The sequence below is a fragment of the Pseudogulbenkiania subflava DSM 22618 genome (genome assembly GCF_900177275.1).
Classification (GTDB): domain Bacteria; phylum Pseudomonadota; class Gammaproteobacteria; order Burkholderiales; family Chromobacteriaceae; genus Pseudogulbenkiania; species Pseudogulbenkiania subflava.
Genome location: NZ_FXAG01000007.1, coordinates 162,553 through 186,878 on the forward strand (window position 1 = coordinate 162,553; position 24,326 = coordinate 186,878).

Annotated in this window: 16 protein-coding genes, 1 rRNA gene and 1 pseudogene; 7 read left to right on the forward strand and 11 right to left on the reverse strand. The window is 65.1% G+C overall.

Features of this window, described 5'->3' with window-relative positions; all coding sequences use genetic code 11:
- Nucleotides 1-32: 32 nt before the first annotated feature.
- The 11 genes and pseudogenes from B9N72_RS08680 to B9N72_RS08730 form a co-directional block, all read right to left on the reverse strand.
- Nucleotides 33-1,199: an HD-GYP domain-containing protein gene (locus B9N72_RS08680; protein ID WP_085276017.1), complete on the reverse strand. Its 1,167-nt coding sequence runs from the start codon at nucleotides 1,197-1,199 to the stop codon at nucleotides 33-35.
- A gap of 74 nt (nucleotides 1,200-1,273) precedes the next feature.
- Entirely contained in the window at nucleotides 1,274-2,428 is a 1,155-nt protein-coding gene (locus B9N72_RS08685) for an HD-GYP domain-containing protein (protein WP_085276018.1), read from the reverse strand.
- A 59-nt stretch (nucleotides 2,429-2,487) separates the two neighbouring features.
- Entirely contained in the window at nucleotides 2,488-6,432 is a 3,945-nt protein-coding gene (hrpA, locus tag B9N72_RS08690) for an ATP-dependent RNA helicase HrpA (RefSeq protein WP_085276019.1), read from the reverse strand.
- A gap of 184 nt (nucleotides 6,433-6,616) precedes the next feature.
- Nucleotides 6,617-7,552 (reverse strand): CysB family HTH-type transcriptional regulator, encoded by a 936-nt coding sequence (locus B9N72_RS08695; RefSeq protein ID WP_085276020.1) that lies wholly within the window; start codon nucleotides 7,550-7,552, stop codon nucleotides 6,617-6,619.
- Nucleotides 7,549-8,631 carry a sulfate/molybdate ABC transporter ATP-binding protein gene (locus B9N72_RS08700; protein WP_085276021.1) on the reverse strand — a complete coding sequence of 361 codons (1,083 nt, stop codon included), beginning with the start codon at nucleotides 8,629-8,631 and terminating at the stop codon, nucleotides 7,549-7,551. The genes B9N72_RS08695 and B9N72_RS08700 overlap by 4 nt, the downstream gene beginning before the upstream one ends.
- A 107-nt stretch (nucleotides 8,632-8,738) precedes the next feature.
- Nucleotides 8,739-9,614: a sulfate ABC transporter permease subunit CysW gene (gene cysW, locus B9N72_RS08705; protein WP_085276022.1), complete on the reverse strand. Its 876-nt coding sequence runs from the start codon at nucleotides 9,612-9,614 to the stop codon at nucleotides 8,739-8,741.
- Nucleotides 9,615-9,775: 161 nt separating this feature from the next.
- Nucleotides 9,776-10,597 (reverse strand): annotated as a pseudogene (gene cysT / locus B9N72_RS08710) (sulfate ABC transporter permease subunit CysT); the annotation flags it as partial.
- Nucleotides 10,598-10,852: 255 nt separating this feature from the next.
- Entirely contained in the window at nucleotides 10,853-11,860 is a 1,008-nt protein-coding gene (locus B9N72_RS08715; RefSeq protein ID WP_085276023.1) for a sulfate ABC transporter substrate-binding protein, read from the reverse strand.
- Nucleotides 11,861-12,079: 219 nt separating this feature from the next.
- On the reverse strand, nucleotides 12,080-13,561 hold the full coding sequence (locus B9N72_RS08720; RefSeq protein WP_085276024.1) for a methyl-accepting chemotaxis protein: 1,482 nt from the start codon (nucleotides 13,559-13,561) through the stop codon (nucleotides 12,080-12,082).
- A gap of 170 nt (nucleotides 13,562-13,731) precedes the next feature.
- Entirely contained in the window at nucleotides 13,732-15,819 is a 2,088-nt protein-coding gene (gene pta / locus B9N72_RS08725) for a phosphate acetyltransferase (protein ID WP_085276025.1), read from the reverse strand.
- 15 nt (nucleotides 15,820-15,834) lie between these two features.
- Nucleotides 15,835-17,037: an acetate/propionate family kinase gene (locus B9N72_RS08730; RefSeq protein WP_085276026.1), complete on the reverse strand. Its 1,203-nt coding sequence runs from the start codon at nucleotides 17,035-17,037 to the stop codon at nucleotides 15,835-15,837.
- A gap of 550 nt (nucleotides 17,038-17,587) precedes the next feature.
- On the opposite strand from B9N72_RS08730, the gene B9N72_RS08735 reads away from it, so the two are divergent.
- From B9N72_RS08735 to B9N72_RS08765, 7 genes are all read left to right on the forward strand, one after another.
- On the forward strand, nucleotides 17,588-18,697 hold the full coding sequence (locus B9N72_RS08735) for an aromatic ring-hydroxylating oxygenase subunit alpha (protein WP_085276027.1): 1,110 nt from the start codon (nucleotides 17,588-17,590) through the stop codon (nucleotides 18,695-18,697).
- Nucleotides 18,698-18,764: 67 nt separating this feature from the next.
- Complete coding sequence (locus B9N72_RS08740) at nucleotides 18,765-19,292, forward strand: hypothetical protein (RefSeq protein ID WP_085276028.1); 528 nt, start codon at nucleotides 18,765-18,767, stop codon at nucleotides 19,290-19,292.
- On the forward strand, nucleotides 19,289-20,173 hold the full coding sequence (locus tag B9N72_RS08745) for a DMT family transporter (RefSeq protein ID WP_085276029.1): 885 nt from the start codon (nucleotides 19,289-19,291) through the stop codon (nucleotides 20,171-20,173). Before B9N72_RS08740 ends, B9N72_RS08745 begins: the two co-directional genes overlap by 4 nt.
- Nucleotides 20,174-20,204: 31 nt before the next feature.
- Entirely contained in the window at nucleotides 20,205-21,092 is an 888-nt protein-coding gene (locus B9N72_RS08750; protein ID WP_085276030.1) for a DMT family transporter, read from the forward strand.
- Between the two features lie 36 nt (nucleotides 21,093-21,128).
- Nucleotides 21,129-21,485 carry a SpoIIAA family protein gene (locus tag B9N72_RS08755; protein WP_085276031.1) on the forward strand — a complete coding sequence of 119 codons (357 nt, stop codon included), beginning with the start codon at nucleotides 21,129-21,131 and terminating at the stop codon, nucleotides 21,483-21,485.
- Between the two features lie 57 nt (nucleotides 21,486-21,542).
- Nucleotides 21,543-23,849, forward strand: a complete 2,307-nt coding sequence (locus B9N72_RS08760) for a Tex family protein (protein ID WP_085276032.1) — start codon at nucleotides 21,543-21,545, stop codon at nucleotides 23,847-23,849.
- A gap of 334 nt (nucleotides 23,850-24,183) precedes the next feature.
- Nucleotides 24,184-24,326 (forward strand): 16S ribosomal RNA (locus B9N72_RS08765); the annotation flags it as partial.

Here is a 24,326-nt window from a genome sequence, read left to right on the forward strand (position 1 = left end):
GATTTTGGGGAGGTTTGTTTTTTGTTGCAGGTTCAGGGCTTCCACAGCTTGGCGAGAAAGCCGGGCCTGACCCCCGCCTGGGCCAGTGTTACGGCCTCGATAATGTGGAAGCCGGGGTTGCGGGTCTCGCGTAATAGCGGTTCGGCGTAGGGCGGGCCGTCGGCCTTGCGTAGCGCGGCCACGCGGGGCTCGTTGGCTTTTTCGCGACGGTGGGTGACCACGGCGATCTCGCCGTTGGCCAAGCGCACGCAGCTGCCCGGCGGGTAGATGCCGATCTCCTTGATCAGCAGCGCGGTGTACTGTGGATCGAACTCGCCATAGCCGCCCTGGAACAGCTTGGCCATGATGCGTGCCGCCGGCTCGGTTGCATGGCCGGGGGAGGGAGAGAGCCGAGCGGTCAGCACATCGGCCAGATGCAGCAGATGGGCGAGTGGTTCGATGTCCTGGCGCTTCAACCCCAGCGGGTACCCTGAACCGTTCCACTCTTCGTGATGCTGCTGCACCAGGGTGTGCCACAGTTCGTCGTCGATGCCGGCCTCGCGCAGAATGGCCGAGCTGAGCAGAGGATGGCCGAACAGGGCCTCGCGCTGCTGGGGCGTGGCAGGCGTGTCTTGAGCGGACATCTGGTTGAGCAAGGCGGTGACTGCGATATTCATGGTGAGCGCGGCGCCGATCAGACTGTGCTGGGCCGATTCGCCGAGCCCCAGACGGCGGCTCAGCACCGCCAGCAGCGCGGCGGCATGCAAGGGGTGGCCGCTACCATGATCGCGTTGCGGCACCAACAGGATGGCGGCCAGCAAGGCATCAGGCTGGTTGACGGCCAACTCGTGCAGGCGCCGGGCGACGCTGTGCAGGCTGTCGCCCAGACCGGCAACCGCCAGTCCGTGCGTCAGCAGGCCCTGCACCCGCTGTCCGATGAATTCCATTTCCATCAGGGGGTTGGCCGGGCGCTTGGCTTCTTCTTGTTTGCGCAGCGCTTCGGCACGCTCGCGTTTCTCCCGCTCCAGGCGCGCCTCGATGGCGTCCTTGTCACCCACGCCGACGTTGAGCAGCTTGTCGCGTTGCTCGGCGCTCAGGACGTAATGGCCTTTTTTCAGCAGCAAAAGGCCGTTGTTGGCGTAGACGTCGACCGGCAATTCCTGCCCCACCCGGAGCCGCAGGGGGTGCAGTTTGGACTTGTTATCGGGGTGATCGCTCATGGTTCTAAGTGACGCATTGGCTGATCGCCATTGTAGCCTGCCCCCAAGCCGCCGGTGCGGTGAATAATGACGGCCTAGTGCTTGCGTTTTTTCCACAGTGCGGAGAGATACTGTGGGCGGATGCCGGCCTGGCTCAGCGGGATCATGCCGACGATCTGGTATTCCTTGAGGCGTGTCTCGCGCAGCAGCGGCCCACCGTAGGCGGCGCCATCTTCGCGGCGCAACGCGGCGACCAGCGGCTGGTCGGCACGCTCGCGCCGGGCCACCACCACGCCGAGTTCGTGGCTGGCCAGGCGCACGAAGCTGCCCGGCGGGTAGACGCCCATTTCCTTTACCAGCAGCGTGACGTACTGGCTGTCGACTTGCTGGTCGCGGTTCTTGAACAGCTGGGCCAGTGCGTTTTGCGGCAGGATGGCCTTGCGGTAGCTGCGCGGCACCAGCTTGGCGGCGGAAATGTCGGCCAGGTGCAGCAGGTGGGCCAGCGGGTGGATGTCGGTGCGCTCCAGTCGTTCCGGGTAGCCGGAACTGTCCCATTCCTCGTGGTGCTGCTGCACCAGGGTGTGCCACAGCTCGTCGGTGACGCCGCATTCGCGCAGGATAGCCGAGCTGAGCAGGGGGTGCCCGGCGATCTCTTCCTGCTGCTCCGGGGTCAGCGGGGTAGCCTGGCTGTACAGCTCGTCCATCAGAGGGGCGATGGAGAGGTTCATGGTGAGTGCGGCGGCGATCAGGATCAGCCGGGCATCCGCCGGCGTGTCGAGTCGCTTGGAGATCAGCGCGGCGAGGATGGCGGTGTGGATGCTGTGCGCGGCGGTGTAGCGCTGGATCGGCAGCAGCAGCATCGATGCCAGCAGGCCGTCCGGCACCTTGTCGCACAGGGCGAGCAGGCGCTCGGCCAGTTCGCGCAGCTTGAGCTCGAACATCGGCTCGGACAGGGCGCAGTTGAGCAGGTAATCGAGCGACGGGGTGATGTGGCGCACCTCTTCGAACGGTTCGATCAGCTCGACCGGGCCATCGGCGCGCTTGGCGGTGGGGTCCGGCTTGTTCTGCTGTGCGCGCTGGCTGGCCTCGAGCGAGCTGTGCGCCAGCAGGCGCTCCTTCTGCTTGTCGGTCAGGACGTAGTGGCCCTTGCCGAGCAGCAGGAAGCCGCTCTTGGTATAGAGGTTGATGGGCAGTGCTTCCCCGACCTTGATGAGGCTGTCCAGCGGGTTTTTTCCTGAAGACGATGCCATGCTGTTTTGATTCTCCTTGGCACTTTACAAGTGTAGGCCCGGCAAACAAGGTGGGGGACTTATTTACCCGAAATGGATTCCCATTCTTTCATTAAACGCTTGAGCGAAACAGGGTAAGGTGTTTTCAGTTCCTGGGCAAACAGGCTGACGCGCAACTCCTCGATTTTCCAGCGGAACTCGGCGAGCGCCGGCGTGGCTTCGCCCTTGTCTTCGGCTTCGGACAGGCGGGTTTCCCACAGCGTCCACAGTTGGCGGATTTCGGCGGCGCGCTGGCCGTCGCGCTGCGTGTTGGCAGCGTGCTTATCCATGCGTAGGCTCATCGCTTTCATATAGCGCGGCAGGTGGGCGAGCTGGCTCCACGGCGTGGCGTTGAGGAAGCCCTTGTAGACCAGGCGGCCAAGCTGTTCGGTCAGTTCGCGGCCGAGCTTGTGTTTGGCTAGTTTGGGCTGCAGTGCCTGGTATTCGCCGGCGATCTGGTTGAGGTAGGCGGTCACCGCCTGGATCACCGCCGGGAGCCGGGTACGCGCCCGCGTCTTCTGGTCGTTGAAGGCCTTTTCGGTGCGCGGCAGCTCGTCGTCGCCGATGAAGGCGCGGTCGCAGATGCAGGCGATGGCGTCGGCCAAGAGGTCGTCGACGTTGGCCACCCCCCTGAGCTGCAGGCCGAGTTGGGTCATGCCGGGCAGGCCCTTGCCGAGCTGCTTCATTTGCTCCTTGAGTTGCAGCTGCAGCAGGCGCACCACCCCCTGGCGGTGGGCGCGGCTGGCGGCGTATTCGGTGTCGTAGAGGCGGATCGCGACCTTGTCGGTTTCCAGCGTCAGCGCCGGGTAGCCGGTGAGCTGTTGGCGGCCGCGTGCGAACTGGATCGCCGCCGGCAGTTCGCCGAAATCCCAGCTGGTGACGTCGTCGCGCTCGAACTCGGCCGAGGTGTCGCGGAAGGTGAGCTGTGCGGCCTGGCCGAACTGTTTCTGCAAGGCGAGCAGGTCGCGGCCGAGGCCGATTTCCTGCTTGCCGTCGTCGATGACGCGGAAGTTGAACAGCAGGTGCAGCGGCAGCGTGGTGAGGTCGAAGTCGTCCACCGCCACCTTGACGCCGCCGGTTTCGCGCAGGATGAAGCGCGCCAGTTGTGGGGCGATCGGCTGCGTGGTGTCGGGGTTGGCCGAAAGGAAACGCGTGACGAAGTCCGGCACCGGCACGCAGGTGCGGCGTACCTGCTTCGGCAGGCTCTTGATTATCAGCTGCAGCTTCTCGCGGATCATGCCCGGCACCAGCCATTCGAACGGCGCCGGCTCCAGCCGGTTGAGGATGGCGAGAGGCACGTCCACGGTGACGCCGTCGAGCGGGTGGTTGGGTTCGAAGCGGTACTTCAGGCGCAGCTTGCCGTCTTCGTGCTCCAGCCATTCCGGGAACTGGTTGACGGTGACGTGCTGCGCGGCGTGGCGCATCAGCTCTTCGCGCGTCAGGAACAGCCGCTTGGGGTCGGCCTGCTCGGCCTGTTTGCGCCAGGCTTCGAAGCTCGCCGCGTCGACCACGTCGGTCGGGATGCGCTCGGCGTAGAAGGCGAACAGCGCGTCTTCGTCCACCAGTACGTCCTGGCGCCGCGCCTTGTGTTCGAGCTGCTCGACCTCGCGGATCAACTGCTGGTTGCGCTGGAACCAGGGCGCGTTGCTGGCGTAGTCCATTGCCACCAGCGCGCCGCGGATGAACAGCTCGCGCGCTTCTTCGGGCGCGATGCGGCCGTAGCTGACCGGGCGGCGCGGCACCAGGGTCAGGCCGTACAGCGTGACGCGCTCGCTCGCCACGACTTCGCCTCGGCTCTTTTCCCAGTGCGGGTCAAAGTAGTGGTATTTGACCAGATGCGGGGCGAGCTTTTCGACCCACTCCGGCTCGACTTTGCCGACGCAGCGGGCGTAGAGCTTGGTGGTTTCCACCAGTTCGGCCGCCACCAGCCATTTCGGCTTGGCCTTCTTCAGTCCGGAGCCGGGGAAGACGTGGAAGTGCACGCCGCGTGTGCCGAGGTAGTCGTCGCTTTCCTGCGATTTCATGCCGAGGTTGCCGATCAGGCCGGTGAGCAGCGCCTGGTGCAGGCGCTCGTAGGCGACGGCGTCGAGTTGCTGGCGTTTTTTGGCGCTGAGCTGGTCGAGGTTGGCGCTGGTCTCGGCTTCGGCGTGCGCTTCGTGGCGCTGGATCAGCCCCATCTCGGCGGCGATCTCGGCCAGCTGGCCGTGCAGTTCGCGCCATTCGCGCATCCTGAGATAGGACAGGAAGTGCTCGTGGCACAGGTTGATGAGCTGGCGGTTGGACTTCTTGTGCTTGAGCGCGTCCTGGAAGAAGTCCCACAGGTGCAGGAAGGACAGGAAGTCCGATTTCTCGTCGGCGAATTTCTGCTGCGCCCGCTCGGCCGCTTCGCGCGCGTCGAACGGCCGCTCGCGCGGGTCCTGGATCGAGAGGGCGGCGGCGATGATCAGCACCTCGCGCACGCAGCCCAGCTCGCGCGCGGCGAGCAGCATGCGGCCGATCTTGGGGTCGATCGGCAGCCGCGCCAGTTCCTTGCCGACCGGGGTCAGTTCGCTCTTGTCGTCCACCGCGCCCAGTTCGGTCAGCACCTGGTAGCCGTCGGCGATCAGCCGTGACGATGGCGCTTCGATGAACGGGAATTCGTCGACGCGGCCGAGGCGCAATGCCGCCATGCGCAGGATCACGGCGGCGAGGTTGGAGCGCACGATTTCGGGGTCGGTGAAGGGCGGTCGGGCGTTGAAGTCGTCCTCGCCGTAGAGGCGCACGCAGACGCCGGCCTCGACCCGGCCGCAACGGCCGGCGCGCTGGCGTGCCGCCGCCTGGGAAATCTTTTCCACCTGGAGCTGTTCGACCTTGGCGCGCGGCGAGTAGCGGTTGAGGCGCGCCAGACCGGTGTCGATCACGTACTTGATGCCGGGCACGGTGAGCGAGGTCTCGGCCACGTTGGTGGCGAGCACGATGCGCCGTCCGCCCGAGGGCTTGAAGATTTTCTGCTGATCCTCGTTGGAGAGGCGGGCGAACAGCGGCAGGATTTCGTAGCCGCGGATGCCGGACTTGCGCAGCTTCTCCGCCGTGTCACGAATCTCGCGCTCGCCGGGCAGGAACACCAGCATGTCGCCGGGGCCGTGGCGCGAGATTTCGTCCACTGCTTCGACGATGGCGTCTTCCATCTCCACTTCGCGCTCGTCCTCGTCGCGCTCCTTGAGCGGACGGTAGCGCACTTCCACCGGGAAGGTGCGGCCGGATACCTCGATCACTGGCGCGTTGTCGAAGTGGCGCGCGAAGCGCTCGGCGTCGATGGTGGCCGAGGTGACGATGACCTTCAGATCGGGCCGACGCGGCAGCATCTGCTTGAGGTAGCCCAGCAGGAAGTCGATGTTGAGGCTGCGCTCGTGCGCCTCGTCGATGATGATAGTGTCGTAGGCTTCGAGGTAGCGGTCGGTCTGGGTTTCCGCCAGCAGGATGCCGTCGGTCATCAGCTTGATCACGCTGCGTTCGGAGAGCTTGTCGGTGAAACGCACCTTGAAGCCGACGTGGGCGCCCAGTTCGCTGCCCAGTTCCTGGGCGATGCGCGTCGCCACCGAGCGCGCGGCAAGCCGGCGCGGCTGGGTGTGGCCAATCAGCCCGTACACCCCGCGTCCCAGTTCCAGGCAGATCTTGGGGATCTGCGTGGTCTTGCCCGAGCCGGTCTCGCCGCAGATGATCACCACCTGGTGCTTGGCGATGGCGGCGCGGATTTCCTCGCGCTTCTGGTTGACCGGCAGTGCGAGGTCGAATTCCGGCTTGGGCAGGTGGGCCGAACGCGCCTCGGCGCGGCTCTGCGAGCGGGCGATCTGCTGCGCCACGTCGGCCAGCAGCTTGTCGGACGGCTGCTGCTTCTTCAGCCGTTGTTCGACGTCGGCGAGCTTGCGTTTCAGACCGTGACGGTCGCGGATCAGGCAGGAGGGGAGGGCGGCCTTCAGTTCGGCCAGCGGGCGGGTGGTGGTCATGCGTCGTAAAGAGCGGCGAAAACGGGAAAGCGCGAGTATAGCAGAGGCGACGGGCGGGGCCGATGGCGACGGGGTGTCGGGGCGGGCCGTTGCCTGGGGCTGATGTGTCAGCCCCCAGCCCGGCTTGACGCGCCGCCCCAGCCGGGCCAGGGCGAGGCGGTGCGATCGGCCGGGAGGGCGGCGCTTATTCCGACGTGACGGTCGGTGCCAAGGCCTGGCGCACCGTCTCCTCGTCCAGCGCCGCCGAGCACAGTTCGATGAAGCGGTAGGCGTAGCTGCGCAGGTAGTGGCCGCGGCGGATCGCGATGCGCGAGGTCTGGTGGCCGAACAGCGGCGGGGTGTCGACCTCGACCACGCCGTGATCGCGCTGTGCGTCGACCGCCATCGAGGCGACGATGCCCACACCCATTTCCAGTTCGACGTAGGTCTTGATCACGTCGGCGTCGAGCGCCGCCATCACCACGTCCGGCACCAGCCCGGCCTCGGCAAAGGCGCGGTTGATCTGGGCGCGGCCGGTGAAGCCTTCGTGATAGGTGACCAGCGGGTAGTCGGCCAGCGCCTCCAGCGTCAGCGGCTTGACGCCGTGCAGCGGGTGGTCCGGCGGCGCGATCACCGTGTGGTGCCAGCTGTAGTAGGGGAAGGAAACCAGTTCCGGTTCGTCCGAGATGGCCTCGGTGGCGATGCCGATGTCGGCCTGGCCATCCAGCAGCAGCCGCACCAGCTCGTCGGGGCTCGCCTGCAGCAGCACCAGGTGCACCTTGGGGAAGGCCTTCTTGAACGCCGTCACCACCTTGGGCAGGGCGTAGCGCGCCTGGGTGTGGGTGGTGGCGATGGTGAGCTGGCCCTGGTCGCGCTGGCTGTACTGTTCGGCCAACCTTTTGACGTTGCCGGCGTCGAGCAGCATGCGCTCGACGATGGTCAGCAGCTCCTTGCCCGGGTCGGTCAGGCCGAGGAAGCGCTTGCCTTTGCGCACGAACAGCTCAACCCCCAGCTCGTCCTCCAGGTCCTTGATATGCTTGCTGACACCCGATTGCGAGGTGAACAGCGCGTTGGCGACCTCGGTCAGGTTGAAATTCTGCCGTACCGTCTCGCGGATGATGCGCAGTTGCTGGAAGTTCATCGTGTTCCTGCCGTTTCGTTTTGGGCGAACACCCGCAGCGCGCGCGGCTGCAGGCGGACCGGCTGGCCGGCGTTGAAGGCCTGGGCGTGCCAGCTCTCGTACGGGAGTTCGACGTCGTAGTGCTGGCCGTCCTGGCGGCCGCTGCCCTCCAGCTCGACGCGGGTGAGTGCGCCGACGCTGAGTACGCGGGTGATGCGCGCCGGGATGCCGGCACCCTCTTCGTCGAGCAGGATGTCCAGCTCGTGCGGGCGCACGAAAGCCACGACCTCGTTGTCTTCGCCGACATGGTGCGCCGACGTTGCCAGGTGCGTGCCGCCGACGTCGATGCCGCCGGCCGCGCTGCGTCCTTCGAAACGGTTGGCCGAGCCGAGGAAGCCGTAGACGAAGGAGGTGGCCGGGTGGCGATACACCTCGTCCGGGGTGCCGATCTGCTCCACCTTGCCGTGGTTCATCAGCACCACGCGGTCGGCCACTTCCAGCGCTTCTTCCTGGTCGTGCGTGACGAAGATCGAGGTGATGTGCAACTCGTCGTGCAGGCGGCGCAGCCAGCGGCGCAGTTCCTTGCGAACCTTGGCGTCGAGCGCGCCGAACGGCTCGTCCAAGAGCAGCACGCGCGGCTCTACAGCCAGTGCGCGGGCCAGAGCGATGCGCTGGCGCTGGCCACCGGAGAGCTGGGCCGGGAAGCGGTCGGCCAGCCAGTCAAGCTGCACCAGCTGCAGTAGTTCGTGCACCTTGCGCTTGATGTCGGCCTCAGATGGGCGGTCCTTGCGCGGCTTCATGCGCAGGCCGAAGGCGACGTTGTCGAATACCGTCATGTGGCGGAACAGCGCATAGTGCTGGAACACGAAACCGACCTGACGCTCGCGCACGTGGGTGTCCGAGGCATCCTCGCCGTCTAGCAGCACCTTGCCGGAATCGGCCTGCTCCAGCCCGGCGATGACCCGCAACAAGGTGGTTTTGCCGCAACCGGAGGGGCCCAGCAGGGCAACGAGTTCACCGCTGGGAAAATCGAGGGTGAGATTGTCCAGCGCGACGAAGTTGCCGAAAGCCTTGTGGATGTTCTGTACCTGAATGCTCATATTTTTCTCCTTAGCCACGCCTGGGCGCGGCTAACAAAAATCAGTGCCATGGCTCCTGCCGGGCGCCTCACCCAGAAGGTGGTGCAACAGCGCAGGAGGCCGTCTTGTCAGTCGCGCCGAGCGCGCCACTCCACCCAGCTCTTCACCACCAGGGTCAACAGCGCCAACAGCGCCAGCAGCGAGGCCACGGCGAAGGCCGCAGCGAAGTTGTATTCGTTGTAAAGAATCTCGACATGCAGCGGCAGGGTGTTGGTTTCGCCGCGGATGTGGCCGGACACCACCGACACCGCGCCGAACTCGCCCATGGCGCGGGCGTTGCTCAGGATCACGCCGTACAGCAGCGCCCAGCGGATGTTGGGGAGCGTGACGTGCCAGAACACCTGCCAGCCGCGCGCGCCCAGCACCACCGCGGCCTCTTCCTCCTCGCGGCCTTGAGCCTGCATCAGCGGGATCAGCTCGCGGGCGATGAAAGGCACGGTGACGAACACCGTCGCCAGCACGATGCCGGGAATGGCGAAGATGATCTTGATGTCGTGCGCCGACAGCCACGGACCGAACCAGCCATGGTTGCTGAACACCAGCACGTAGACCAGGCCGGCCACCACCGGCGACACCGAGAACGGCAGGTCGATCAGCGTGATCAAGAGCTGTTTGCCGCGGAACTCGAAGCGGGTAATCGCCCAGGCTGCCGCCACGCCGAACACCAGGTTGAGCGGCACCGAGATCGCTGCTGCGCCCAGCGTCAGCCAGATCGCCGAGCGCGCGTCCGGCTCGGTCAGCGCATCGATGTAGGTGCCCCAGCCCTTGGCCAGGGCCTCGACGAACACCACCAAGAGCGGCAGCAGCAGGAACACGCCGAAGAAGCTCAGTGCTGCCACCAGAATGCTGCCCTTGACCCAGGGGTTCTCACGGGTGGCCTGGCGGCTTTCCAGCAGGGCGGCGCGGTCGTGATGACTGTAGAGGGTAGAAACGGTAGCGGCCATTATTCACTCCTTCCTTGTCGGGGTTCTGCGGCCAGCCTGCTGCGCGTGCCAATGGCGGCGTTGCCCTGTGCTCGCTCCCTCGCTGTACTGCTCGTACTATCTCGGTCGCTGTGCTCAGGTGGCCTTGCCCTTGGCCCGCTCGCGACGGCTGGGCCTTGGCCCCGTTTACGGGCGCTCCAGGCCTGCAGGCCGTTAATCGCCAACAGCAGCAGGAAGGACACCACCAGCATCACGCTGGCAATCGCCGTGGCGCCGCTGTAATCGTATTGTTCGAGTTTGCTGATGATCATCAGCGGAGTGATTTCCGACACCATCGGGATATTGCCGGCGATGAAGATCACCGAGCCGTACTCGCCGACGGCGCGGGCGAAGGCCAGGGCGAAACCGGTCATCAGCGCCGGCTGCAGCACCGGCAGGATCACGTGGCGGAAGGTCTGCCAGCGGTGCGCGCCAAGGCAGGTGGCGGCCTCTTCCAGCTCGGTGTCGAGATCCTCCAGCACCGGCTGTACCGTGCGCACCACGAAGGGCAGGCCGATGAACACCAGCGCCACCAGCACCCCCAGCGGCCCGAACGCCACCTTGATGCCCAGTGGATCGAGATAGCGGCCGATCCAGCCGTTGCCGGCATACAGCGCGGTCAGGGCAATGCCGGCGACTGCAGTCGGCAGCGCGAACGGCAGATCGACCAGGGCGTCGACCAGTTTCTTGCCGGGAAAGCGGTAGCGCACCAACGACCACGCCAGCAGCAGGCCGAACACGCTATTGATGGCGGCGGCCAACAATGCCATGCCGAAGCTCAGGCGGTAGGAGGCCAGCACGCGTGGGGCGGTGACGGCCTGCCAGAATGCATCCAGCGGCATGGCGGATGTCTTGATGAACACGGCAGCCAGCGGAATCAGCACGATCAGCGACAGATAGCTGATGGTGTATCCCAGCGACAGCGTGAACCCCGGCAAGACGCGTGGGAGGGAGGCGGACTTCATGGTCTACCCCCGGTCTGTGATGAACGATTGGACATATGGCGATTCCCCTTAATAACCGGAACCAGCATATGTGTAGTTTCCTTATTCTAAAAATAAGGAATTCTTCGTTGCTTATTCGATTTCCAGAAAAGGAAATCGGGCCTTTTTATATAACTGGAATGCCTATGGCGGACGCAAAAACACGCCGGTCTGACGACACGGCGTGATGGGAGTGGAGAGCAACGGGTACCGGTTCGGCCTGGCGGCGCTGCCGTCTTACTTGGCCTGGATCTGATCGAACACGCCGCCGTCGGCGAAGTGGACCTTCTGCGCCTTGGTCCAGCCGCCGAACACCTGGTCGATGGTGAACAGCTTCACCTTGCTGAACTTGTCGGCATACTTGGCGGCCACCTTCGGGTCACGCGGACGGTAGTAATTCTGAGCTGCCAGTTCCTGGCCAGCCGGACTGTACAGGTACTGCAGGTAGGCCTCGGCCACCTTGCGCGTGCCATGTTTGTCGACCACCTTGTCTACCACGCTGACCGGCGGCTCGGCCAGAATGGAGACGGAAGGCGTGACAATGTCGAACTTGTCCGGGCCCAGTTCCTTGGTGGACAGATAAGCCTCGTTTTCCCAGGCCAGCAGCACGTCGCCGATATTGCGCTGGGTGAAGGTGACGGTGGCGCCGCGTGCGCCGGAATCGAGCACCTTGACGTGCTGGAACAACTGCTTCACGAAGTCCTTGGCCTTGGCCTCGCTGCCGCCCGGCTGCTTCAGCGCGTAGCCCCATGCCGCCAGGTAGTTCCAGCGTGCGCCGCCGGAGGTTTTCGGGTTCGGCGTCACCACTTCCACACCTGGCTTGATCAGGTCGTTCCAGTCCTTGATCCCCTTGGGGTTGCCCTTGCGCACCAGGAACACGATGGTCGAGGTGTACGGCGAGGCGTTATTGGGCAGGCGCTTCTGCCAGGTCGGAGGAATCAGCTTGGCCTCGGTGTTCAATGCATCCACGTCGTAGCCCAGCGCCAGCGTTACCACGTCGGCCTCCAGCCCGTCGATCACCGCACGTGCCTGCTTGCCAGAACCGCCGTGTGACTGTTTGACGGTGACAGTCTCGCCGGTCTTGGTCTTCCAGTACTTGGCGAAGGCCGTGTTGAAGTCCTGGTAGAGCTCGCGTGTTGGGTCGTACGACACGTTGAGCAGGGAGACGTCGGCAAAAGCCGGGGCGGCGGCGCCGGCGAGCAAGGCGAGAGTGGTTGCCAGGACGGTCAGTTTGTGCAAAGCCATGGTGCAGTTCCTATGTCTGTTCGGGTATGGCGATCACTGTAACGGCGGTGCTTTATTTCCCGAACGAATAAAAACTGGAAAGCAAATACGTTTTGCTGATTTAAACGACGCAGGTATGAAGGGGAGGGAAGAGCTCGCCTGGTGGGAAGGGCATCACCGCATGTGCCCACGGTGGTCGAGGCCGGCAGCCTGGGCCGCCACCAGCCTCGGTGCCGCTTGTCAGGCGGCCTGGCGCTGGAACTGGGCAACGCTGGCGCCCAGCTCTTCGATCAGGCTGTCGAGGCGGTGGGTGGCGTCGGCGATGGTCTCGGTTTCCGCCGTCAGCGTGCGCGTGGCCTCGCCCATTGCGGTGATGGTGCCTGCGAAGTGGGCAAAACCCTGGTTCTGGCTGGCCTCGGCGCTCGACACCTGCTGCAGCAGCCCGCCCAGCCGGAGAGTGTCGCGGATGATGCCCTCGAGCTTGTCCTGTGCTGCGATGGCGTGGCTGCGCCCGGCCTGCATCTGGGTGTTGCCGTTGCGCATGGCGTCGACCGACTGGTTGGTGCCGTCGACGATCAGCTGGATCTTCAGCTCGATATCGAGCGTGGCACCCTGCGTTCTTTCGGCCAACTTGCGCACCTCGTCGGCTACCACGGCGAAGCCGCGACCTGACTCGCCAGCGCGCGCCGCCTCGATCGCGGCGTTGAGCGCCAGTAGGTTGGTCTGCTCGGCGATGTCGCGGATCAGCTGCACGATGCCGCTGACCTCGGCACTGCATTTTTCCAGCGCCTCGAGCCGGCTGGCGGCGTGAGAGATGACCTGGCCGGCCTGGTTGAGCTGGCCCACCGCTTGGTCCATTGCCTGTCCGCCGTCGCTGGCGGCCTGGCCGGTGTCCTCCGCCATGCGCGTGGCGCTGACCGACTGCTCGGCATTTTCACTGGTGACCACCGCCATCTGCTGTGCCGACACCACCATGCCTTCGGTGCGCTGGCGCTGCTCGGCCATGGTGCGTGCCATCAGCGTGGTGCTGGTGGCGATCTCGCGGCTGGCCGAGGAAGCGGCGTGGATCGAGCGTGTCACCTGTTCCATCATCTGCTGCATGGCCTGGCTGGCGCGTTCGGCCTCGGCCCGTGCCGCCTCCAGCTTCTGAAAGCCCTGCGCCTTGGCCTTATCGAAGGCCATGGCCAGGCTCAGCACCACCAGCGACAGGCCGGCCAGCGATTTGGCAAGTAGTCTGGGATGTTCGTCGGCGGGGATCGGCACCTCAGGCAGGGAGCCCGGGTCGCCGTCGAGCAGCAGCAACAGGACGATGGCGAGTAAGGTCAACACCGTCCACACCACGCCGGAGCGCCGCCCGCCGACGAAGATCGCGGTGAACGGGATCGAGGCGTACCACACCACGCTGGACGACTGGATGCCGCCGTTGACGTAACACATCCAGCACACCATGGCGAACATGCAGCCGACGATGAATTCGGCGGTAAAGCCGATGGCGCCGGTGAGCCTCAGCAGCACCGGCCCCAGAAGCAGGCCGGCACCGCCTGCCAGAATGCCCCAGGCCATGGCCGGGTGGTGCAGCTTGAAATAGGACAGCGCGAACACCGGCACGATCAAGCCGGCCAGCAGGCCGACGCTGATCACCGTGCGCGCGCGGATGACCAGCTCGTGCGACTCGCGCACCCTGTCCGGAATGAACCACTCGGCAATGCGGCGGATAGCCATGATGAACCCTCCCGTTCCTCGATTGTTATGTTGTTGTTTGTTGTGTTTTTTTCCGGGCTTTAAACGCAAAAAACCCGCTGCATCAATCTAAAACAAGTGTTTGATTGATGCAACGGGTTGTGCCCCGGCGTGGTGCGTTTTCACCACGCCGGGATGGGGGCAGGCCGGGCTTAGTGCGCCTTCTGGTCGGCCTGGATGGCGGTCAGCGCGATGGTGTAGACGATGTCGTCGACCAGCGCTCCGCGCGACAGGTCGTTCACCGGCTTGCGCAAGCCCTGCAGCATCGGGCCGACGCTGACCACGTTGGCCGAACGCTGCACCGCCTTGTAGGTGGTGTTGCCGGTGTTGAGTTCGGGGAACACGAACACCGTGGCGCGGCCGGCCACCGGGCTGTCCGGGGCCTTCTGGCGGCCGACGCTCTCCACGCTGGCGGCGTCGTACTGCATCGGGCCGTCGATGATCAGGTCGGGGCGCTTCGTGCGCGCAATGCGAGTTGCCTCACGCACCTTCTCCACGTCGCTGCCGCTGCCGGACGAACCGGTGGAGTAGGAGATCATCGCCACGCGCGGCGGGATGCCGAAGGCGGCGGCGGAATCGGCCGACTGGATGGCGATGTCGGCCAGCTCGTCGGCGCTGGGGTCCGGGTTGACCGCGCAGTCGCCGTAGACCAGCACCTGCTCCGGCATCAGCATGAAGAACACCGACGACACCAGTTTCGCCTCGGGCGAGGTCTTGATCAACTGCAGCGCCGGGCGGATGGTGTTGGCGGTGGTGTGCACCGCACCCGACACCAGGCCGTCCACCTCGTTCAGCGCCAGCATCATGGTGCCCAGCACCACGTTATCCTCCAGTTGCTGCTCGGCCATCGGCGCGTTGAGGCCCTTGTTCTTGCGCCGTTCGACCATCGGCGCCACGTAGCGGCCGCGCACCTCGTTCGGGTCCATGATCTCGACATCGGCCGGCAAGACCACGCCTTGCGCCTCGGCTACCTGTTCGATCTCGGCGCGGCTGCCGATCAGCACGCAGTGCGCGATGCGCTTCTCGTGGCAGATCGCCGCGGCCTTGATGGTGCGCGGCTCGTTGCCTTCCGGCAGCACGATGCGCTTGTTGGCCTGGCGCGCCTTCTCCATCAGCTGGAAGCGGAATGCCGGCGGCGGCAGGCGGTGCTCGCGCGGTGCGCCGACACGGCCGCGCAGCGCCTTGCCGTCGAGGTGCTCGGCGACGAAGCCGATCACCTGCTCCATGCGCTCCAAATCGTCGGCCGGCACCTGCAAGCTCATATTGGTCAGCAGGCTGGTGGTCTCCAGCGTGTTCGACTCCGAAGCCAGCACCGGCAGGCCGCTGGTGAAGGCCTGGTGGCACAGCTGCTGGATGCGTGGATCGGGCATTGCGTCGCAGGTCAGCAGCAAGCCGGCCAGCGGCACGCCGTTCATGCTGGCCATGGCGGTAGCGAGCACGATGTCCTCGCGGTCGCCCGGCGTCACGATCAGCGCGCCCGGTTTCAGCAGGTGCACGATGTTGGGCACGGTGCGTGCGGTGATCACGGTGCTGCGCACGCGGCGGCGCGTCATCTGTCCGGCGTGCACCAGGCGCGCCTTGAGGTAGTTGGCCACGTCCAGCGTGCGCGGCGCCAACAGTTCGGGCTCAAACGGAATCGCGCCCAAGAGCGGCAGGCGGTTGTGCTGCAGCGTCTGGCTCGACTCCAGGATCTCCAGCGCCATCTGCGCCGTGTCGTGCTGCTTCGATACCCGGTTGAGGATGTAGCCGGCGATGCTGCCGTGGTCGCCGCCGAAGGCCTGGATGCTGATTTCCAGCTGTTCGGCGATCTCGTGGCTGGCCAGCTTGTCGGCGGCGCCGACCAGGATGGTTTGCGCCTGCAGGTTGCGCGCGATCCGGGTGTTGAGGAAGGTGGAGTAGGGGTGCTTCTGGTCCGGCACCAGCCCCTCCACGATTACCACGTCGACGTTGCGTGCCGCCTGCTGGTACAGGCTGACCACCTCTTCCATCAGCTGGTCGACCTGACCCTGGCTCAGGAAATGTTCCACCCGTTCCATCGTGAGCGGCTCCGGCGAAGTCAGGTGGCAGATGGCGCGGGCGAAGTGGGTGGAGCGCTCGGGCTCGTGATGGCCGGCACCCTGGGCGATCGGCTTGACGAAGCCGACGCGCAGTCCGGCCTGCTCCAGCGCGCGGATCATGCCCAGCGCCACCGAGGTCAGCCCGGCGTCAAAGCCCAGCGGGGCCAGAAAGAAGGTCTGCATGAAGTCTTTCCTGTCTTAGCGGGTGAGGGTGGCCGGAGTGGCCAGGGCGGCGGTATCCAGCGCGATCATCAGTTCTTCGTTGGTGTTGATCACCAGCGCCGGCACCGAACCCGGCACGGTGATGCAGCCCGCCTGGCCGCGCACGCAGCGCTGGTTGGCGTCGGCGTCCAGTTGCAGGCCGAGGAAGCCCAGCAGCTTGACCACACGCTCGCGCAGGTAGGACGAATTCTCGCCGATGCCGCCGGTGAACAGCACCGCGTCGAGCCGGCCCAGCGCCACCGTCAGCGCGGCGATCTGCTTGGCCAGACGGTAGCTGAACACCTCCAGCGCCAGCTGCGCGGCGCCGTCGCCGGCCATGGCGGCGTCTTCCAGTTCACGGCAGTCGTTCGACAGCTCCGACAGGCCCAGCAGCCCGCTCTGCTTGTTCAGGAGTTCGGTGATGCCGTTGACGTCGAGCTTCAGCTCGCTGGCGAGGTAGCCGAACAGCCCCGGGTCGACGTCGCCGGAGCGGGTGCCCATCACCAGTCCTTCCAGCGGAGTCAGCCCCATTGTGGTGTCGACACTCTTGCCGCCGAGGATGGCCGCGGCCGAGGCGCCGTTGCCGAGGTGGGCGCAGACCACGGCGATGTCCTCGAGCGGCTTGCCCAGCATGCGCGCCGCTTCGGCGCTGACGAAACGGTAGCTGGTGCCGTGAAAGCCGTAGCGGCGCACGCCGTGCTCGCGGTACAGCGCCATCGGCACCGGGTAGAGATAGGCGCGCTGCGGCATGCTCTGGTGGAAGGCGGTATCGAACACCGCCACCTGCGGCAGGCCGGGGAAGCAGGCGATGGCGGTGCGGATGCCCAGCACGTGGGCCGGGTTGTGCAGCGGCGCCAGGCGGGCGCAGTCTTCGATGGCGGCGATCACCTCGTCATCGATGAGGGTGGAGGCCTTGAAGCGTTCGCCGCCGTGCACCACGCGGTGGCCGATGGCCTGCACGCTGTCGAACAGTCCGCGCTCCTGCAACTGGGCGAGGATGGCGCGCATCGCCGCGGCATGGTTGCCTTCGGCCAACGTCTGCACCGTTTTCTCGCCGTGATACTTGAAGGTGATCTGGGCGTCGTCGAGTCCCAGCTTTTCGGCGAGGCCGGTCAAGCTGGCGTGCTGCGTGGTGGTGTCGAGGAGGGCGAATTTCAGCGAGGAGCTGCCGCAGTTGATGACGAGAATGCTCGAACTCATAGGCTTAGTCTTGCAAATAACGGGTGAAAGATAAAAAACGCGTCTCCCGTGTCGTTTCGACAAACAGCCGGACCGGCGGGCTGCGGCCCGGGCGGGCGGCCCGAGGCGACGCCCACGGCGAACCGGCATGCCGTCCCCGAGGTGTGGCCGCGCGCCGGTGTGTGTTGACGGGGAGCGGCAGCAGGGGGTAGCCGGACGGCCGTTGTGTTGCGGCGCCTGGCATGGCTGTGTCGAACTGTGTGCGGCGCAGACTATAGCACATTACCGGATACTGATGTTGCGTTGCATCAAATTTGCAAGACGCTGATTTGTTGCGGGAAAAAAGTGCAAATTGTATTTGCGGCGCCACGATGCCGGAATTGGGCGGCAAGGCCCCCTGTCCGCGTCTTCTGCGCGGTAAAAAAAGCTTGCCGGGGCTGGGGAATGGAGGCACAATCCCGGCCGGACCCGTGGGGGTCCTTTAATTTTTTTGAATCTGTTCCGTAAACTCGTCTTCTTAACAGCGAGATTCGGCTGGTCTTATATCTTCTTCCACGGAGGTGTGGGAATAATGTCTGATCTGGCTTCACCGCAGTTGCTTCAAGCGTCTGCCGCCCAGCTTCCCGTTTATACCTATTTCGATCCGGCGTTCTACGAACTGGAGCAAAAGCTGCTGTTTGCCGATGCGCCGCAATACTACGGCCACGAACTGATGGTGCCCAACGAAGGGGACTACCAGACGCTGGCCTGGATGGACCACGGCAAGATGCTCAAGCGCGTCGATGGCGAGGTCAAGCTGATCTCCAACGTCTGTCGCCATCGCCAGGCCACCATCTACCAGGGCCGCGGCAACGGCAACCACATCGTGTGCAATCTGCACGGCTGGACCTACGACAAGGGCGGCAGCCTGGTCGGGGCGCCGCACTTCCCGCAGACGCCGTGCCTCAACCTGGGCCAGACCGCACTCACCAGCTGGAACGGCCTGCTGTTCGACGCCCGCCGCGACATCGCCGCCGACCTCGCCAAGCTCGCCGTGGCCAAGCTCCTGAGCTTCGACGGCTACGCCTTCCATAGCGCTCACGTTACCGAGTACGACTTCAACTGGAAGACCTTCATCGAGGTCTATTCCGAGGACTACCACGTCGATCCGTTCCACCCCGGCCTTGGCCACTTCGTCGACTGCGGCGACCTGAAATGGGAATGGGGCGACCAGTACCACGTACAGACGGTCGGGGTGAAGAACAAGCTGGCCCGTCCCGGCTCCAAGGTCTACGGCGCCTGGCACGACGAAGTGCTGCGCCGCTTCGCCGAGCGCCAGCCGGAATTCGGCGCGATCTGGCTCACCTACTACCCGAACATCATGATCGAGTGGTATCCGCACGTGCTGGTGGCCAGCGTGGCGATCCCGCGCGGCCCGGAGAAGTGCACGGTGATCACCGAGTTCTACTATCCGGAAGAAGTGGTGTGGTTCGAGCCGGAGTTCATCGAGGCGGAGCAGGCGGCGTACTTCGAAACCGCCAAGGAAGACGACGAGATCTGCTATCGCATGCACCAGGGGCGCAAGGCGCTGTGGCTGCGCGGCGAGAACGAGGTCGGTCCCTACCAGTCGCCGACCGAAGACGGCATGCAGCACTTCCACGAGTTCTACCGGCGCCTGATGGGCGAGCACCTGGCTGGCTAAGCCCGGTGATTCGGTGCACAATGGCGAGGCGCGGATTTCCGCGCCTTTTTGTTTATCCGATCCGGTAATGCCTGCTACCACCCGCCTTCTCGCACTGTTCCTGCTGCTGTTTGCCGTCGCGGCGCAGGCGGCCTATCTCGATCCGCTCGACCGCTTGAGTTTCACCGTGCCAACTGGCTGGAAGGTGCGCACCACCCGCGTCGATGGTGTACGCACGCTGCGCGTGGTGCCGCCCAAGGCCGACGAGCGCGAACGCGCGGCGATCAGCGTGGAAATCCACCGGCGACACCTGGCGCGTGGCGAAACGCTGGAAACGCTGGCCGAACGCTACCGCCGCGCCGACGGCGATCGCGAGGCCGCCAGTATGGTGCGCCTGGTGCCGACCGCCGGGCGCCTCACCGTGAGCTACCGCGAAGGGCAGTTCGTTTCCGACAGCCTGTGGATCATCCGCCGCAATCTGCAGGTGTTCCTGCTGACCGGCCAGCACGACGTGATCGAAGCGCGCTGCGCCGCCAATGCCTCCGAGTACCACACCTACCGCCGCTCGCTGGAGTCGGTCTGTTTGTCGCTGGTGGTGCAGAAGGGCCGCTCATGAGCCGGGTCGCGTACTGGACCCCGGGTTGGCAGCGCCTGCGCAGCGGCCGCCTGGGGGCCGGCTGGATGGTGGTGGCGGCGCTGTTCTTCGCGCTCATGGGCGTCTTCGTCAAGGTTGGCGGACGTTCCTTCGGCGCGCTCGAACTGCTGTTCTACCGCACCCTGTTCGGCGCGCTGATGCTGGGCGGGGTGATGGTGGCGCGCAGGCGCAATCCGATGACGCCCAACTGGCGCGGCCACCTGCAGCGCAGCCTGATCGGCTACGTATCGATGGGCTTGCTGTTCTACGCGCTGACGCACCTGCCGCTTGCCACCGCCATCACGCTCAACTACACCTCGTCGCTGTTCTTCACCCTGATCTGCCTGGTGCGGCTGAAAGAGCCGCTGACGCGTACCGCGGCGCTGGCCCTGACGGTGGGGTTTGGCGGCATCCTGCTGCTGCTTCGGCCAACCTTTGCCAGCGACATGTGGTTTGCCGCCGCCATGGGGCTGGCCTCCGGCGCCAGTGCCGGATTCGCCGTATTCCAGGTGCGCGAACTGGGGCGCATGGGTGAGGCGCCGTGGCGTGTCGTGTTCTGGTTTTTCGCCATCTCCTCGGTGTTCGGCGCGGTGCTGTTGCTGCTCGGCCCCGGCTTCACCCCGTTGAGCGCGGAGACCGTCTGGCCCCTGCTCGGTGTCGGTCTTACCGGCATGTGCGGCCAGCTCGCCATGACGCGTGCCTACAAGGACGGCAGCAAGTTCCTGGTGGCGAGCTTCGCCTACCTCACGGTGGCGTTCTCCGCGTTGCTGGGGGTGCTGCTGTGGGGCGACGTACTGCCGGCCGAGGCGCTGGCCGGCATCCTGCTGATCGTTTTTTCCGGCGTGCTGGCGGCGCGCCGCTGAACCCGCTTCGTCCAATCATTTCTATCGCAACATGATGAAACCTACCGAGCCGGCGTTGGCCGCTCCCGATGGTCCCATTTCCCGCTGGCGCCTCGGGTCGGCGTGGATGGTGGTGGCCGCGCTGTTCTTTGGCCTGATGGGGCTGTTCGTCAAGCTGGGCGCGCAGCATTTCTCCTCGACGGAACTGGTGTTCTGGCGCACCGCCTTCGGCACCCTGACGCTGGGTGTGGCGGCGTGCTGGCGCCGCGAGCGCTTCGTCACGCCGCACCTGCGCTACCACGTGCAGCGTGGGCTGATCGGCTATGCCTCGCTGCTGCTGTACTTCTACGCCATCGCCCACCTGCCGCTGTCCACGGCGGTCACGCTCAACTACACCTCGCCGTTGTTCCTCGCCCTGTTGTCGGTGATCGTCCTGCGCGAACGCCTCTCCGCCAGGGCTGTGGCCGCACTGGCACTGGGCTTCGTTGGCGTCGTGCTGCTGCTGCGGCCCACGCTGGCCGGCGAGCGTTGGGAGGCGGGCTTGCTCGGTCTGGGTTCGGGGCTGCTGGCGGGCTGGTCCTACCTGCACGTGCGCGAACTGGGCCGGCTGGGCGAACCGGAATGGCGCGTGGTGTTCTATTTCGCGCTGATTTCCACTGCCGGCGGCGCCGTCCTGATGCAGTTCGACCGCTGGCATGCCGTCACCGCCACCAACGTCTGGCTGCTGCTGGGGTTGGGCCTCACCGCCACCGTGGCGCAACTGGCGATGACGCGGGCGTACAAGGTCGGTCGCAAGCTGGTGGCGGCCAACCTGTCCTATCTGACCGTGGTGTTTTCCACCCTACTGGGCGTGCTGGTGTGGCAAGATAACCTGACGCTGGCCAGTTTCGTTGCGATGACGTTGATCGTGATCAGCGGCATCCTCGCCAGCCGGCGCTAGAATAACAATGAGTCCCCTCACCTCAGGAGCAAAGGCATGATCTCCATTCGCGAGCAGGATTACGGCCTCGATGTGGCCTTGTTCAACGAATTCACTCTGGAAGACTTCAAGGAGCTCGAGGTGGCCCTGATGAAGCGCATTGCCGAACATGGCAAGCCCGACATCTTCCTCGATCTCTCGGAGCTGAAGGATTTCACCATCGACATGGCGATCGAGGAATTGCGCTTCGTCCGCGCCCACGACAAGGAGCTCGGGCGCGTCGCCATCGTGGTCGAAGACGTCTGGATCAAGCTCGCCGCGCACATCGCCGGCCTGATGTCGCACACCAAGGTGCAGTACTTCGACACGGCCGAAGCTGCCCAGGCCTGGCTGGCGGGGCCTGTCGCCGCTTGATTTTGCGGGCAGACGGGCTACAGTATCGGCTTTTTTCAGACGACAAGAACAAAGCCGATGTTGCCTAGCATTGCCCGCCGCCTCGCGGCAGAACTCAACGTCCGCGAAGCCCAGGTGGCTGCCACGGTCGAACTGATCGACGGTGGCGCCACCGTTCCCTTCATCGCCCGCTACCGCAAGGAAGTCACCGGCGGGCTCGACGACACCCAGCTGCGCACGCTGGACGAGCGCCTGCGCTATTTGCGCGAACTCGATGAGCGTCGCGACGCCATCCTCAACAGCATCGCCGAGCAGGGCAAGCTCACCCCCGAGCTGCAGGCCGCGCTGTACGGTGCCGACAACAAAACCACGCTGGAAGACCTCTACCTTCCCTACAAGCCCAAGCGTCGCACCAAGGCCCAGATCGCCCGCGAGGCCGGGCTCGAACCGTTGGCCGAAAGCCTGCTGGCCGATCCGTCGCAAGACCCGTCGGCCGCGGCCGAGGCTTACGTCGACGCCGGCAAGGGCGTTGCCGATGCCAAGGCCGCGCTCGACGGCGCCCGTGCCATCCTGATCGAACGCTTCGCCGAAGACGCCGAACTGCTCGGCCGTCTGCGCGACAAGCTGTGGAGCGAGGGCGAGCTCGCCGCCAGCGTGGTGGCCGGCAAGGAGGAAGAGGGCGCCAAGTTCTCCGACTACTTCGCGCACCGCGAACCGATCCGCTCCACCCCCTCGCACCGCGCGTTGGCGCTGCTGCGCGGCCGTAACGAGGGCGTGCTCAGTGTCTCGGTCAAATATCAGCCGGATGAGACGCCGATCACCGAGCGTTCCGCCTACGAGCAGCTCATCGCCGCCCATGTCGGCGTGCACGACGCCGGCCGCCCGGCCGACAAGTGGCTGCTCGACACCGTGCGTCTGACCTGGCGCGCCAAGATCTTCCTGTCGCTCGAGCTGGAACTGGTCGCGCGCGTCAAGGAAGCCGCCGACGCCGAAGCCATCAAGGTGTTTTCGGCCAACCTGCACGACCTGCTGCTGGCCGCGCCGGCTGGCCAGCGCCCGACATTGGGCCTCGACCCGGGCTTGCGCACCGGCACCAAGGTCGCGGTGGTCGACAATACCGGCAAGCTGGTCGCCACCACTACCATCTACCCGCACGCCCCGCGTAACGACTGGGATCGTTCCATCGCCGAACTGGCCGTGCTGGCGGCACGCCACAAGGTCGAGCTGATTGCCATCGGCAACGGCACCGCCAGCCGCGAAACCGACAAGCTGGCGCAAGATCTGATCAAGCTCCACCCCGAACTCGGTCTGACCAAGATCGTGGTGTCCGAAGCCGGCGCCTCGGTGTACTCGGCCTCTGAGCTGGCCGCCAAGGAATTCCCCGACCTCGACGTCAGCCTGCGCGGTGCCGTTTCCATTGCTCGTCGTCTGCAGGATCCGCTGGCCGAATTGGTCAAGATCGATCCCAAGTCGATCGGCGTTGGCCAGTACCAGCACGACGTCAACCAGAGTCAGTTGGCCCGCGCGTTGGACGGCGTGGTCGAAGACGGCGTGAACGCCGTCGGCGTCGACGTCAACACTGCCTCCGTGCCGCTGCTGGCCCGGGTGTCCGGCCTCAATTCCACGCTGGCCGCCAATATCGTCAGCTACCGCGACCAGAACGGCGCCTTCCGCACCCGCAGCCAACTGCTCAAGGTACTGCGCCTGGGCGAGAAGACCTTCGAGCAGGCCGCCGGCTTCCTGCGCATCAGCAACGGCGACAACCCGCTCGATGCCTCCTCGGTGCACCCCGAAGCCTACCCGGTGGTGGAAAAGATCGTCGCCCGCTGTGGGCGTGAGGTGAAATCGCTGCTCGGCGATGGCGCTTTTCTCAAGACGCTCAAGCCGCACGACTACACCGACGAGCGTTTCGGCGTGCCCACCGTCATGGACATCCTGAAGGAACTGGACAAGCCGGGTCGCGACCCGCGTCCCGAGTTCAAGACCGCTACCTTCCAGGAGGGCGTGGAAGACCTGAAAGACCTGGTGCCCGGCATGGTGCTGGAAGGCGTGGTCACCAACGTCACCAATTTCGGCGCCTTCGTCGACATCGGCGTGCACCAGGACGGGCTGGTGCATATCTCGGCGCTGTCCAACAAGTTCATCGACGACCCGCGCAAGGTGGTCAAGGCCGGCGACGTGGTCAAGGTCAAGGTGCAGGAAGTCGATGTCAAACGCCGCCGCATCGCACTGACCATGCGGCTCGACGACGAAGTCGGCGCAAGCTCGCGCGCATCGTCATCCCGTTCCGATGCCCCGCGTGGACGTGACAGCCGCAAGCCTGCGGCGCAGCCGGCGGGCGATACCGCCATGGCGGCCGCCTTCGCCAAACTGCGCCAGCGCTAGGTCGTTTCGGCCTGTCTGGTGCCGCCAAACGACGCCGCCCACTGATTGCGTGGGCGGCGTTTTTCAATTTTGTCATTGCTCGTCAGTGGCTTATCTATAATCATAGTAGGAAAGAGAACATTTCCTCTCAAAAAGTGTTGACGGCCGTTTCTGGGGTGGGTATAGTTCGCCTCCTCAGCTGACGCAGCGACGGAAACAACGCAGTCAGCACCGCTCTTTAACAGACAGAATAACCGATAGGTGTGAGTGCTCGGCAAAGCCGACACTTGCACTGCAAGACAGGAAGTATCTCGATATTTCTTTGATCTTGCGTGCCAAAAATTGCTATGAGATTGAACTGAAGAGTTTGATCCTGGCTCAGATTGAACGCTGGCGGCATGCTTTACACATGCAAGTCGAACGGTAACAGGGGCTTCGGCCTGCTGACGAGTGGCGAACGGGTGAGTAATGCGTCGGAACGCACCGAGTAATGGGGGA